Source organism: Peribacillus sp. NPDC096540 (genome assembly GCF_050278525.1).
Lineage (GTDB): Bacteria > Bacillota > Bacilli > Bacillales > DSM-1321 > Peribacillus.
In genome coordinates, this window is sequence record NZ_JBNNTG010000004.1 from 178,467 (window position 1) to 191,101 (window position 12,635).

The following is a 12,635-nucleotide window of genomic DNA, read 5'->3' on the forward strand; positions in this document are numbered from 1 at the left end:
GATGTTCAAACCATATTTAGTTGTGGAATGGAATGATACGGAAACAGATGCAAAAGGTTGGCTGGTCGTGCATAACTTTGTCAAAGGCTACTCAGGCGGCGGTACAAGAATGCATCCAACGGTCACAAAAGAAGAGGTCCAAAGGTTAGCTGAGGCGATGGCTTATAAGTATGTAGCCGGTGAATCTGAGACGACTGGCGCATGTAAAGCGGGCATTGCCTATGACTATAAAGCGCCAGACGCGTATGCAGTATTAAGAAGATTTCTAATTGCGATGATGCCTTATATAGACATCGGGGTATCTTTAGGCAGTGATTTAGGTACCAAATATGAAGATGTGCTCAAAATATTTAATGAATTTGGTATTGATATCCCTCTTACGAAATCAATGAAGCAGAATCCGAATGTACTACAAGGGATAAAGGACTTTGATGCACTGTTGAAAACAAAAATTGACGGGTTGTTTTTAAACGATGTCGTAACAGGCTATGGTGTAGCATTTTCGGCAGATGAGGCCTGGAAATTTAAAAGCGGAAAAGATGGAGCGAGAGTTGTCATTCAAGGATTCGGCTGTGTAGGAGCAAGCTGCGCATTGAAAATGTCCCAGTTAGGTTATAAAGTTGTTGGAATTTCTGATGCAACCCTTTTGGTAACGTGTGAAGAAGGATTAGATGTCCAAAAGCTTATTGATCATAAGAATTTGTACGGAGAAATGGATAAAGACTTTTTTGAACCACATTATAATGTAAGGTCAAACACGGAATGGCTCGATATAGATTGCGACATTTTAATTCCGTGCGCACTAGAGGATGTCATCCACATATCCAATGCAAAAAGCGTAAAAGCAAGCTTAATTGTGGAAGCGGCAAACATTCCTATTTCTTCTGAGGGAGACGAAATCATAAAACAAAGAGGAATTGATGTTGTCAATGATTTCGTTGCCAACCTGGGGGCGGTAAGGTTTTATGATGTGATTATTTTCGGACTAGTTAAACCAGATCCGCAAGCTGTAGTTGATGATATCGAAAAACTATGTAGGAAAAATACGTTTCAGTTGTTTACAGAAGCAAAAAACCAAAATAAATATCAAAGAGAAGTAGCTTATGAAATATTTAAACCGACAATCAGTGACTTGCTAGAGTATGCTGAGCCTTCCGAAGCGTTATCTGCACAATAATAATGTGGTTTAATTTCAGAATAATGGGAACTCTCGTTATCTTGTGTTAATCATAAAAATGTATAGAGCAGTTTATAGATTAGAAACGGGGGGGAATTAATGCAAACAGTACATGAAAATCAGCCAAAAGAATTACAGCGTTCGATGAAGAGCAGACATTTATTTATGCTCTCCTTAGGTGGGATTATTGGAACAGGTCTTTTCCTGGGATCAGGTTATGCGATCGGTGAAGCCGGACCCGCAGGAGCGATTGTTGCCTATTTGTTCGGTGGTTTATTAATGTACTTGGCGATGATTTGTCTCGGTGAATTATCGGTAGTGATGCCGGTGTCCGGTTCCTTTCAGGTCCATGCAACGAAATTTATTGGACCCGCCACTGGATTTGTCATTGGATGGATTTACTGGCTGAGTTGGGCTCTTTACGTAGGCTTAGAATTTGTAGCGGCTGGTTTGCTTATGGCTAGATGGTTTCCTAATATACCAGTATGGGTATGGTGTATGATATTTACCGTACTTTTGTTCACAATAAATGCCTTAACAACGAGAAGTTTCGCGGAGACTGAGTACTGGTTCGCAGGGATTAAAGTACTTGCTGTTATTCTGTTCATAATTATCGGTGCGGCAGCAATGTTTGGATTGATTCATATGGATGCACAACCTGCTCCGTTTTTTTCTAATTTTATGGGTGATGGACTATTTCCTACAGGATTCACGGGTGTGTTTATATCGATGATGACGGTCGTATATGCATTTCAGGGATCAGAAATTATGGGGGTTGCAGCAGGCGAGACGGAAAACCCGCAACAAAGTATTCCGAGAGCGATTCGAAGCATCGTAATACGTGTGCTGCTTTTCTATGTTCTAGCAATCTTTGTCTTGTCGGCTATCGTTCCGTGGCAAGAAGCTGGGGTGCTGGAAAGCCCATTTGTTACCGTGTTTGAAATGGTAGGTATTCCTTATGCAGCTGACATTATGAATTTCGTAATTTTGACGGCGGTCCTCTCTGTAGGGAACACGGGTCTGTTTGCTTGTACCAGGATCCTTTTCTCCCTTTCTCAAAACGGAATGGCGCCCCCTTTATTTGGAAAGCTAAACCGGCGCGGTGTACCTATTAATGCCTTACTCATCACCTTGGTCTTTGCCTTACTGTCGTTACTTACAAGTGTAGTAGCAGAAGAAACGCTATTTGTTGTGTTACTTTCTATAAGCGGGGTTGGAGGGGTACTTACTTGGATGGCGATTGCGTTCGCACAGTACAGATTCCGTAAGCAGTATATCAGAGAAGGAGGAAAGGTTGAAAATCTGAAGTTTAGAGTACCTTTCTTCCCGTTTGTCCCGATTCTCTGCATCCTTATGTGTCTAGGTATTTTCGTGTTCACCGCTTATGATTCGACACAGCGCAATTCGTTGTATTGGGGATTAGGTTTTGTCGCTGCTTGCTATATATTTTACTATTTTAGGTATACGAGAAGGAAGGTAGATGTGCCTACCTTTACAAATGAACAGCCTAATGATTTGGTTCAATAGAAATTATTCTTAATATGCCGACAAAAGAAAATGTGCAACCATTCGAGTATACCGAATGGTGGAAGAATCCATTTTAGAAGTTTCCAGTTATAAGCAAATCTATCATCTAGAAGTAGAAAAATAGAATACGGGAGGAGATTGTATGCGTTACTTAAATTATATTAATGGAAAATGGAAAGAACCAACTACAGGGGAGTATAGGGAAAATCTTAGTCCCCATAATGGAGAAAATTTAGGGGAATTTCCATCCAGTGCTGCGGCTGATTTACATGATGCAGTGGCAGCAGCAAAAAATTCATTTCCCGAATGGAAAAAACTGTCGTTTCAGCAACGGGCTTCATACTTGCAGCAAGCAGCTGATATTTTGAAAAAGAATGTGCAGGAAGTAGGTCAGGATTTGATAAAGGAAGAAGGAAAAACCTTCTTGGAAGGGATGGGGGAAGCCAATCGTGCTGCTAGCATACTTGAATATTATGCCGCTGAAGCTCGGCAGCCACTTGGAGAAGTAATTCCTTCAGCGAATGCCAATACATTTTTGTACACTACTCGTACTCCGCTCGGTCCGGTGGGGTTGATTACACCATGGAACTTTCCAATAGCTATCCCCGTGTGGAAATTGGCACCTGCCCTTATTTATGGGAATACTGTCGTGATTAAACCGGCTGATCTTACACCTAAGTCGGTCTATCATGTGATAAAAGCATTAGATGAAGCAGGTCTTCCGGCTGGTGTCATTAATTGTGTATTCGGAAGGGGTTCCGTCATTGGTGCTGAATTAGTAGAACATCCGGATGTGAAGGCAATATCTTTTACAGGTTCGAATCAAGTAGGTCAGCAAATTCAAAAACAAGCCATTGAACATGGGAAGAAAGTGCAAGTGGAAATGGGAGGGAAAAACCCGCTCATAGTTCTCGCTGATGCTGATCTTGAAAAAGCAGTTGAAATCGCTGTAGGCGGAGCTTTTAAATCCACAGGGCAAAAATGCACAGCCACTAGCAGGGTGATTGTCGAAGAAGGAATTTACGAAGCATTCCGTGAACGTCTTGTCGCCCGTACGAAAGAATTAAAAGTGGGCGACCCGCTCAACGAAGAAACATATATCGGTCCCGCTGTATCTAGATCACAACGCGATGGCGTGCTTGAAATGATTGATGCTGGGAAATCAGAAGCAACGCTTTTGTGTGGAGGGGAGATTCCGAAAGAAGAGGAATTGGCGAACGGTTTTTATGTCCGACCGGCTATCTTTGAAAATGTTCCTCAACATGCTCGCATTGCACGTGAAGAAATCTTTGGACCAGTCATCGCACTTTTTAAGGCAGGAAATTATGAGGAAGCAGTTAAGATGGCGAATGATACAGAGTATGGATTGAGCGCAGCAATTTGCACGAATAATTTAACGACGGCTCAACGGTTTATTGAAGATGTCGAAGTTGGTATTGTCCATGTCAATTCGGAAACAGCAGGAACCGAACCGCAAATGCCATTTGGCGGATGTAAAAATTCAAGTGCAGGCAGCCGTGAACAAGGGAAGAGTGCTGTTGAATTCTATACAGAAGTTAAGACAGTCTACATGGATCGGGTATAACTAGAAATTAAATATTGTACTAAGCGGTTTTTTGAACTTTAAAATTAGATAATTATCAGGAGGGATTTTCATTATGAATACGAAAGAAAATGTTCAGTTTAGCCCAACACTACCTTATTCACGGTATGTCGATCCTGAGGTATTTAATGAAGAAAGAAGAAAGATTTTTAGGGAAAATTGGATATTAGTGGGGCATACCAGCCAAGTTGAAAAAGTAGGAGATTTCTTGACATTAGATGTCGCCGGAGAGCCTATTATCGTATCTCGCGGTACTGATGGTGAACTGCGTGCTTTCTACAATATTTGTCCGCATCGTGGAATGAAAGTAGAACACGCTGAAAAAGGAAATAAAAAAGTTTTACAATGTGGATACCATGGTTGGACATTCAATTTAGATGGAAATGTAAATAGAGCTCCTAATTTTAAAACGAATGAACTGGGAGTACACAGCTGTATGAAATCCATTCGCTTAGAAGTTCAGAATGCTATGATTTTTTGTCAATCTAAACAAAAATGCACCTTCACTGGCAGAAGCATATCAGGAATTTTTAGAGGAAATGAAAGAGTATCCCTTCTTTGATTCTCTAAAACTAGTTAGGGAAACTCGTCGTGTAGTTAAAGCTAATTGGAAAGCTGTTATTGACAACTACCTTGAATGTGATCATTGTTCCATTGCTCATCCTGGCTTTGCAAAATCTTTTGATATATCGAACTTTTGCACAACGACACACGACAAATTTACCTATCAATATATGACAGCAAGTAAGAATGCTGAAGGTGACCAAGCGCGCTTTTATTGGATATGGCCAAATATGATGATTAACGTTTATCCAGGAGACGGAAATGTGAATACCATTCAAGTTATTCCTGTTGATGCAGAGACGTCGCTAGGTATTTATCGTGATTACTCTCTCAATGAAAAAACAACTATAGAAAAAGAAGAATATTTTAAATTTGTTGATCAAGTACGGCAAGAAGATTTTGAACTGGTGGAAAAATTGCAAAAAGGATTAAGTTCCCAGGCATTTACAAATGGCATCTTTTCTCCAACTGAACATGCGGCAGTTTATTTTCATGAACTTATTAATAAGACACTCCATGACTAATTACTGTTTGCTGCCCATCAAAATACACGGCATTAAAAAAGAAACGTGAATACAGAGAATTTGTAAATACCAAGAAATTTTATTCAACTTTTTTTGGAAAGGATCTATTGTAAAGTGGCTTTACCGTGTCAAATAGACAGTTTAAAAGCCTAAACAACCAACAGTGTGAATCGGTAGAGTACCGATTCACACTGGTTGAGTTGTTTTATTATCTTTTATTTTTTTAAGCGCTAATCGTTTGTTGACTCATTTCAACGACCGATAAAGTTATAAAAATTTGCGAATTTCGATTTTGTATTTATTCATTTTGGTAGAATTGGTTTTTTCTTTGTTCTTCTTCCGCAAGAAACTCCAAAAAGACATTCATTGCAGATAGCGGCTGCTCATTTACCTTTTTATAGTAATTACTTTTCCTGGCATCGGTTAAATAGTTGCTTTCTTTCATTCTCTCCAGCATATACTTTTGGCTCATTTTCACTATTTCTTTTTGGTTGTGTTTGTTTTCCTTTAAAAGGGCAAATCCTATAGCACCCACTAATGCATATATTCCAAGTGCAATTTTAGAGATAGGATATGAGTCGTTTTTAAATAAGAGGAAAAAAAGATTTATGATGGAAAACCCTATCATCACGGTCGAAAAAAAACCGTATTTCATATTTTTTTTCAATAATGGAGAAAGTTTAGATTGAAGCTTTTCGATTTCGGCCTGCATGAAACGCGGTATATTATTTATCTTAATATTCATGGTTTCCTCCTTAATATGCATACGTGTAATATCTATTTTTGTATTGGTTACCTTTTGTACATTTCATGGTCGGTATATTTATACGAACCTATTTAAGGAATTAGGAAAAGGAACCTAATTCTCTATATCTTATCGCTTAGATACTTATTTGTCATTTATTATACTTTAATATTAAGTAATCAATATGGGGGATAAAGCAAAAAGAGATTTTATAGAATAGCCTTGAACATGATGTTCATAAACTTAAAAAAGAAGTCTTGCTATTATAAAAAAAATTTGTTAATATCATAAAATAACTTATTGACCGTTTTGTTCATATGGTCAGTTTGAGGTGATATATGTCAATTGACAGGAAAAAGTTAATAATAGAAGCTGCGACAAAGTCTTTTTCACTCTTTGGTTATAAAGCAACAACAATGGAACAAGTAGCGAAAATAGCAAATGTTGGCAAGGGGACGATTTATACTTTTTATGCCAATAAAGAGCAATTGTTTAAAGAGATTGTGTTACTAATGATAGAAGAAATGAAATATGAGGCTGAGCAGTCAATTAAACCAAACTTAACCTTTTATGAAAACCTGCATAGCGCACTATATCGAATCTTAGAATTCAGAAAGGAGCATCAATTATCACTGACGCTATTTCAGGAAGAAAAAGAAATGGGAACGCCAGCTGTTTTACAAATGCTAAATGAAATAGAAATAGAGATAATTTCCTATATTAAGGGAAAAATTAAAATAGCTATTGAAAAGAAAGATATTTCTCCATGTAATCCTGAAATAACAGCTTATATCATGTTGAAGATTTATTTAGCACTTATATTCGATTGGGAAAGAAATCATAAACCACTTGAAAAAGAAGAAATAGCAGAACTATTTCAGTTATATTTGTTTAACGGATTGGCTGTCATTCCTGATAGTCCTTATTATTTACAAAAAAATGACCAAATGAATTAATTGGTCAATTATTCTTAGGGGGAAATTCTTTGAAATCTAGTTTAATAAAACAGGAGTTACTTGGCCTGTTTAAAAATAAAAAACTGCTTATCCCAATTATCGCAATTCTGTTTATTCCTATTTTGTATAGTGGTATGTTTTTATGGGCTTTTTGGGATCCGTATGATCGCCTAGAAGATTTACCAGTTGCCATTGTAAATAATGACACTGGTGCTAAGTTAGAGGGAGAAGAATTAAAACTCGGTGATGATTTTGTAGAAAACCTGAAGAAAAGTAAGGATTTTAATTTTCAGTTTGTTGATCGTAAAACGGGCTACAAAAACTTAGAGGATCAAAAGTATTACTTACTAGTAGAAGTTCCAGAGAATTTTTCGAAAAACGCGACGACATTAATGGATGATAAGCCGCAAAAACTCGAATTAAAGTATGTTCCAAATGAAAGCTTTAACTTCTTATCAGCTCAAATAGGAGAAACTGCTGTTCAAAAAATCCAAATGGCTCTAGCGGAAAAAGTAACTGAGACATATGCAGAAACCATGTTTGACATCATAACAGAAATGGGCGAAGGGTTTCAGTCAACGGATGAAGCTGCTGGGAAACTGAAAGATGGAATCCTGGACGTTGATAATGGTGTAAAAACTTTAGAAGAAAAATTAACATCATTAGCTGAGAAACAAGTTGAATTTACAGGTGGAACTAAGAAAGTTCAGGACGGTACCGCAGAGTTACAAAAAGGAGCACAATCACTTGCTGATGGTTTAGGCCAATTATCTAACGCTCAAAATCAATTGATTGACGGAGCGAAAAAGGCAGAAGATGGGGCAGGAAGCCTTCAAGCTGGTATAGAAAAAACTCATACTGGCATCGGTACAGTTGAAGAGAAGATGAATGAGGTTGTTTCGGGTACGGAAAAAATTCATGATGGAAGTAAGCAACTGACAGGTTCCTTGCAACAGTTAGAGTCAGGTTCAAATAGCTTAGCTGATGGAGCATCAGGATTGAAAGAAGGAGTTTCTACCCTTCAATCGCAATTAGAACCGTATATGGGAGCATTACCTGAAGAACAGCAGGCAGCATTGAAGCAAGCATTTGATAATTTGTCAGCTGGCGCTACAAAGCTTGAAGCTGGAAATAAAGAGCTTGCTAACTCTGCAGGTCAAATTGGAGCAGGTTCAGCTAGTCTTTCTGAAAATATTGCTAGCCTGAATAATGGGCAAAAGGCTCTTCAAACAGGTGTTTCTCAATTAAATGAAGGAGCAGGTCAATTAACAACAGGGGCAGCTCAATTAAAAGAAGGTCAATCTCAATTAAGAGTAGGACTAGTAACATTCGGTGAGAAATTATCAGAAGCAAAAACTGGTAGTCAAAACCTCGCTTCAGGTTCAACGACACTTGCAGATGGAGTCAATCAACTTACAGCAGGATCGGCAGCATTAGCTGATGGATCTAGTCAATTAGCGGATGGTTCTAGTAAAATTGTAAGTGGAACAAGTAAGTTAGCGGAAGGGTCGACAGAGTTTAAGGATAAAGTCAATAAAGCGGCCAAAGATTCAGCAGATATTAAAGCTGGTGAAGAAACGTATAACATGGTTGCAGAACCTGTTAAGGTTGAAAAAGAAAGTATCAATAAAGTTCCGAACTATGGAACTGGTTTTGCCCCTTACTTCCTATCATTAGGTTTGTTTGTAGGTGCATTATTGCTCTCAATTGTCTTTCCATTAAGAGAGCCGATTGGAATTCCGAAAAACGGGTTCACTTGGTTCTTAAGTAAATTTGGCATTATTGCTTCAGTAGGTATTATTCAAGCAATTATTGCCTCAGGATTAACATTAGTACTGCTTGATATGGAAGTGAAAAGTGTACCGTTATTCGTAATGTTCTCGATTATAACGAGTTTGGTATTCATTACATTGATTCAGTTGCTTGTAACAACAATGGGAGATCCAGGTCGTTTCATCGCGATTGTTATCTTGATCTTACAATTAACGACAAGTGCTGGAACATTCCCACTTGAATTAATACCAGAACCATTACAAATATTCAATAACTGGTTACCGATGACTTTCTCAGTTAGAGGTTTTAAAGAAGTTATATCAAGTGGTAACTTTGGTTTAATGTGGCAAAATGTCTATGTTTTACTTGGCTTTACAATTGGCTTTATGATATTGACATTGCTTTACTTTGTCATGAAGCATAAGAAAAGCTATTCAGGAGTAAGCGAAACTACAGAAAATTAAACACAAACAAAAGAACGATTCCTTTTAAAGGAATCGTTCTTTTTTGCTTGCAGTAGAAACGCAAAATTCATATTTAGTTCTAGTACATATCATGATTGTGCTAGTAGAGTAGGCTATATACCTAACATAAAAAAAATATTCATCTTTTTATCCTAATAGGCCATAAATAACGTCTTTTTTTTTTGGTAACATTGTCCTCATATGGTATGATAGATATAGAAAATGAGTGTGTTAGCTGTTGATAAACTAGAAAATATGCTAATTATTCCTTTTTCTGTATTAACTGCATGGCTTTTGTGGTATTTTATTCTTTTAAATCGAGTTTTCGTATAAATCAATATATAATTAGAAAGCGAGATACTAGAATCAAGTTAGGAGGGACATAGAATGATGGAATGGGCGTTAGTCATTTTGTTTGGTGTAGGAGTTTTACTGTTCATTTTGTCGTTTATTAAAAAGGATTCAATAAAAGTGGACCAACAATTAGAACAGCTTGCTTGTACTTTTGGAGATGAAGTAAATCAACTACAAGAAAAAATTCGGAAAATCGAAATAGATACTGAAATTACAGCACAAGAGACAGGCATTCTTGCAGGTTCTTCTGAACAGCGGCTCTTGTTACGTGAGGTTCTCGACTTACATAAGCGTGGGTATTCATTTGAAAGTATCGCATTGAAAACAAAGCAATCAGAAAATGAGATAGAACGACTGCTTACTCCTTACATAAAAACAAATAATGAAAGGAGAAACGTTGCCAATGACATCTAAATCAATGCGCAGCTTTGCAGGAGGTCTTATTGTTGCGGCAGGTTTGTGCGGTGCAGTATACTTCTTTGGTCCCGGTGAAGTGACCGGAACACAGACTTCAGAGAAACTGTCAGAAGATGATATGAAAGATTTGCTGTCTTCTGAAGGATATGTCATACATTCAGAAAAAGAGTGGGAAGATCAGCTTGCTGAAACGAAATCCATTAAAGATAAAGCGAAAACAGAAACAACAGAAAAGGTCGTATACCGTACAGTTTTAAAGGTGTCTAAAGGTTCGACAAGTATTGACGTTGGTAAAACCCTTCAAAGAGCAAAGGTCATTAAGAATGCTAAGGATTTTTCTGATGAAGTTGAAAAGAAAGGTAAGGCCAACGGATTACGTCCTGGAACATATGTGGTAGATAGTGAGATGACTACAGAAAAAATTATCTCAACCATTTTTAAATGAACAAATTTCAAATGAAGTATTTTCATAAAAAACGACTATTATATAATGATAGTCGTTTTTTATATTCATAGCCCTAGTCATTTAATGAGAAATTGGAATCAGCGAGAGACGCGGCATGGGCAAAACGATTGCCGGAGCCGATGACAAACGTATCAAAGGTATTTTTCGCATTTAACATATGCTGAGGAAATGCATTGTGTTCTTTATCCTGTTTTTTAATCTTTTTAGGCTGAACAGGAACAGTAAAATCACCATCTTCTTGATTGGGAGGAATGATGAAAAAATGCTTTACTTTAATTATGAAGGTTGCTGCAACAATGAATTAAAATTATTCAGAATGATTTAAATGTTTATTCTTTTCATTAAAGAGACTTGATAAAATGAAGAAATACTTAAAACAATGATAGGGGAAAAATATGCCTAGCGTAGTTGATCATTTGAATAATTGGATAATTAAGTCCCAATGAGCTCAGTGGGATGACTGAATTAGAGGTGTCACAAAGACCTAAGCCAGATAAATGGTCAAAAAAAGAGATATTGGGCCATCTATGTGATTCATCGATTAATAATTCTTGAAAGATTTATCAAAATTCAATATGAAAAACAGCCATTTGTCCTTACTCCATATAATCAAGATCAATGTGTGGATTTACAAGATTATCAAGAAATATTCAGTGAAGAAATAATAAATCTATGGTGTAGCATAAATAAAAAAAAAATAAAAATTATTGCTAAGACGCCAAAGGAAAAGCTAGCGTATCTATGTTATTGGTAATAATCAAATTAAGACTCTTGAGTGGCTTATTCAAGACTATCTTGAACATTTGGAACACAATTTAAAAAATCAGATTTTCAAATAAATGAGTGATTTTTAAAAAGTTAACCCTCTTTGGACGTACAAGTGGGTTGTTTACTCAATCATTTGTTGCATTAAAGGGCGCTATAATTAAAGAAAGTAACGTTTTTTTCCTATTCAATGGAAGGATAGTTGAATATAAAAGCATTGGTGCTTCTAAAACAGGACATAAGCGTCGAAAATTCCTGCTCTAATATTCCCATTCTTCTTTAGATTCTAGAAAAGAATTGACGGAGTCATCCAATAATCTTTCCCGATTTGGGTCTTCATTGACATCTGTATCCACTTCCATTGCTTGTTTAAGTATGTCGAATGTATCATTCTCTTTATTTAATCGATTAACTTGATTTTTATGTGGGGCTGGATTAAGGCGATTATTTTTTTGATTTTGCATATATTCTCCTTTTGTAACATGTATTTTATATTAGTATGAACAATTGATCCAAAATAAAATCCAATACTTTTTTTCATGGCTTATTATTTCATCTTCTTTCACGAAATAGGTCCTGTAATTAATCAATGAGAAACTCTCTTATCTAAGCACCAATCATACAGAAGCATCCAAAATCCTATTGACGTTTCTGCCCGTTATTACACAAGGGACAATTAGTCCAGATACATTACTCCAAAGACAAATAATAGCAAAAAGGCTCAAAATAATATTTCGAACCCACAAAAAAACCAAACCATTTTTAGGTTTGGTTTTTTAAAAGAGAAACTCATTTCAAGTTCATCTCTTTCTTTTCAGTAGATTTCATTTTATCTGACATAAAATTCCGGTGGCTCAATCCCAAGTGTTCTAAGATAGATAAAACCTTGCCCTCGGTGATGTATTTCATTTTCCAAGGCATATTGTAGTCTTGCAAAGTGGCTTTGGGGAGGTCCAAAAAAGGGATCCTTTTCAACCATTTCAAGTTTTTCCTCAGTAACTTTCACCCACAATTTTCTAGTATCTTCCCGCACATCTTCGCATGCTAATACTAGTGCCTCTTTTGTAGAAAGAGTAGCAAAAGAATCTTGAAACTCCCACTCACCGAGCGCAATCCCTCGCATATATCCTCTTTCAATGTTCATAATTTCTTTAACCATCTCTGCGAAGGGACGAAGCTTTTCGACCGGTGCATAGTGAAATAAATTTTCTTCCGGAAAGGCTTCAATCACACGCATTGTTAATCTCCTGTTTCCTTCTATTATATCAAACAAAGCTTCTTTCGATAGGAACATAATTCC

The 12,635-nt window shown here is 36.9% G+C and carries 12 protein-coding genes and 1 pseudogene; 9 read left to right on the forward strand and 4 right to left on the reverse strand.

Annotated elements, in window-relative coordinates; all coding sequences use genetic code 11:
* Window position 1: 1 nt before the first annotated feature.
* From ACQKMR_RS06220 to ACQKMR_RS06240, 5 genes are all read left to right on the forward strand, one after another.
* Entirely contained in the window at window positions 2–1,177 is a 1,176-nt protein-coding gene (locus tag ACQKMR_RS06220) for a Glu/Leu/Phe/Val family dehydrogenase (RefSeq protein WP_427696507.1), read from the forward strand.
* A 99-nt stretch (window positions 1,178–1,276) separates the two neighbouring features.
* A complete protein-coding gene (locus tag ACQKMR_RS06225; protein ID WP_427696508.1) occupies window positions 1,277–2,704 on the forward strand; it encodes an amino acid permease in 1,428 nt (475 codons plus the stop codon).
* A 142-nt stretch (window positions 2,705–2,846) separates the two neighbouring features.
* The gene (locus tag ACQKMR_RS06230) at window positions 2,847–4,289 is read left to right on the forward strand and encodes an aldehyde dehydrogenase family protein (protein WP_427696509.1); all 1,443 of its coding nucleotides are present in this window, start codon (window positions 2,847–2,849) and stop codon (window positions 4,287–4,289) included.
* A gap of 73 nt (window positions 4,290–4,362) precedes the next feature.
* Window positions 4,363–4,869, forward strand: coding sequence for an aromatic ring-hydroxylating oxygenase subunit alpha (locus ACQKMR_RS06235; protein WP_427696510.1), 507 nt, complete (start codon window positions 4,363–4,365; stop codon window positions 4,867–4,869).
* Complete coding sequence (locus ACQKMR_RS06240; RefSeq protein ID WP_427696511.1) at window positions 4,847–5,395, forward strand: SRPBCC family protein; 549 nt, start codon at window positions 4,847–4,849, stop codon at window positions 5,393–5,395. The genes ACQKMR_RS06235 and ACQKMR_RS06240 overlap by 23 nt, the downstream gene beginning before the upstream one ends.
* A gap of 298 nt (window positions 5,396–5,693) precedes the next feature.
* Here the strand turns inward: ACQKMR_RS06240 and ACQKMR_RS06245 are convergent, their stop codons facing one another.
* Complete coding sequence (locus ACQKMR_RS06245) at window positions 5,694–6,140, reverse strand: DUF5392 family protein (protein WP_427696512.1); 447 nt, start codon at window positions 6,138–6,140, stop codon at window positions 5,694–5,696.
* 338 nt (window positions 6,141–6,478) lie between these two features.
* On the opposite strand from ACQKMR_RS06245, the gene ACQKMR_RS06250 reads away from it, so the two are divergent.
* From ACQKMR_RS06250 to ACQKMR_RS06265, 4 genes are all read left to right on the forward strand, one after another.
* Window positions 6,479–7,096, forward strand: a complete 618-nt coding sequence (locus ACQKMR_RS06250) for a TetR/AcrR family transcriptional regulator (protein ID WP_427696513.1) — start codon at window positions 6,479–6,481, stop codon at window positions 7,094–7,096.
* Window positions 7,097–7,125: 29 nt separating this feature from the next.
* Window positions 7,126–9,333, forward strand: coding sequence for a YhgE/Pip family protein (locus ACQKMR_RS06255; protein ID WP_427696514.1), 2,208 nt, complete (start codon window positions 7,126–7,128; stop codon window positions 9,331–9,333).
* A 387-nt stretch (window positions 9,334–9,720) separates the two neighbouring features.
* Window positions 9,721–10,101 carry a hypothetical protein gene (locus tag ACQKMR_RS06260; protein WP_427696515.1) on the forward strand — a complete coding sequence of 127 codons (381 nt, stop codon included), beginning with the start codon at window positions 9,721–9,723 and terminating at the stop codon, window positions 10,099–10,101.
* Complete coding sequence (locus ACQKMR_RS06265) at window positions 10,091–10,549, forward strand: hypothetical protein (RefSeq protein WP_427696516.1); 459 nt, start codon at window positions 10,091–10,093, stop codon at window positions 10,547–10,549. The genes ACQKMR_RS06260 and ACQKMR_RS06265 overlap by 11 nt, the downstream gene beginning before the upstream one ends.
* A gap of 100 nt (window positions 10,550–10,649) precedes the next feature.
* On the opposite strand, the pseudogene ACQKMR_RS06270 reads toward ACQKMR_RS06265, so the two are convergent.
* From ACQKMR_RS06270 to ACQKMR_RS06280, 3 genes and pseudogenes are all read right to left on the reverse strand, one after another.
* Window positions 10,650–10,829, reverse strand: a pseudogene (locus ACQKMR_RS06270) (DnaA ATPase domain-containing protein); the annotation flags it as partial.
* 766 nt (window positions 10,830–11,595) lie between these two features.
* Window positions 11,596–11,799, reverse strand: a complete 204-nt coding sequence (locus ACQKMR_RS06275; protein ID WP_427696517.1) for a hypothetical protein — start codon at window positions 11,797–11,799, stop codon at window positions 11,596–11,598.
* Window positions 11,800–12,164: 365 nt separating this feature from the next.
* On the reverse strand, window positions 12,165–12,629 hold the full coding sequence (locus tag ACQKMR_RS06280; protein ID WP_427696518.1) for a DinB family protein: 465 nt from the start codon (window positions 12,627–12,629) through the stop codon (window positions 12,165–12,167).
* Between the last annotated feature and the right edge of the window lie 6 nt (window positions 12,630–12,635).

Bases quoted from the DNA above. Each gene is read 5' to 3' on its own strand.
- ACQKMR_RS06225 (WP_427696508.1), top strand. From the start codon at position 1,277: ATGCAAACAGTACATGAAAATCAGCCAAAAGAATTACAGCGTTCGATG.
- ACQKMR_RS06250 (WP_427696513.1), top strand. From the start codon at position 6,479: ATGTCAATTGACAGGAAAAAGTTAATAATAGAAGCTGCGACAAAGTCT.
- ACQKMR_RS06280 (WP_427696518.1), bottom strand. From the start codon at position 12,629: ATGTTCCTATCGAAAGAAGCTTTGTTTGATATAATAGAAGGAAACAGG.
- ACQKMR_RS06265 (WP_427696516.1), top strand. From the start codon at position 10,091: ATGACATCTAAATCAATGCGCAGCTTTGCAGGAGGTCTTATTGTTGCG.
- ACQKMR_RS06245 (WP_427696512.1), bottom strand. From the start codon at position 6,140: ATGAATATTAAGATAAATAATATACCGCGTTTCATGCAGGCCGAAATC.
- ACQKMR_RS06240 (WP_427696511.1), top strand. From the start codon at position 4,847: ATGAAAGAGTATCCCTTCTTTGATTCTCTAAAACTAGTTAGGGAAACT.
- ACQKMR_RS06260 (WP_427696515.1), top strand. From the start codon at position 9,721: ATGATGGAATGGGCGTTAGTCATTTTGTTTGGTGTAGGAGTTTTACTG.
- ACQKMR_RS06235 (WP_427696510.1), top strand. From the start codon at position 4,363: ATGAATACGAAAGAAAATGTTCAGTTTAGCCCAACACTACCTTATTCA.
- ACQKMR_RS06275 (WP_427696517.1), bottom strand. From the start codon at position 11,799: ATGCAAAATCAAAAAAATAATCGCCTTAATCCAGCCCCACATAAAAAT.
- ACQKMR_RS06220 (WP_427696507.1), top strand. From the start codon at position 2: ATGTTCAAACCATATTTAGTTGTGGAATGGAATGATACGGAAACAGAT.
- ACQKMR_RS06230 (WP_427696509.1), top strand. From the start codon at position 2,847: ATGCGTTACTTAAATTATATTAATGGAAAATGGAAAGAACCAACTACA.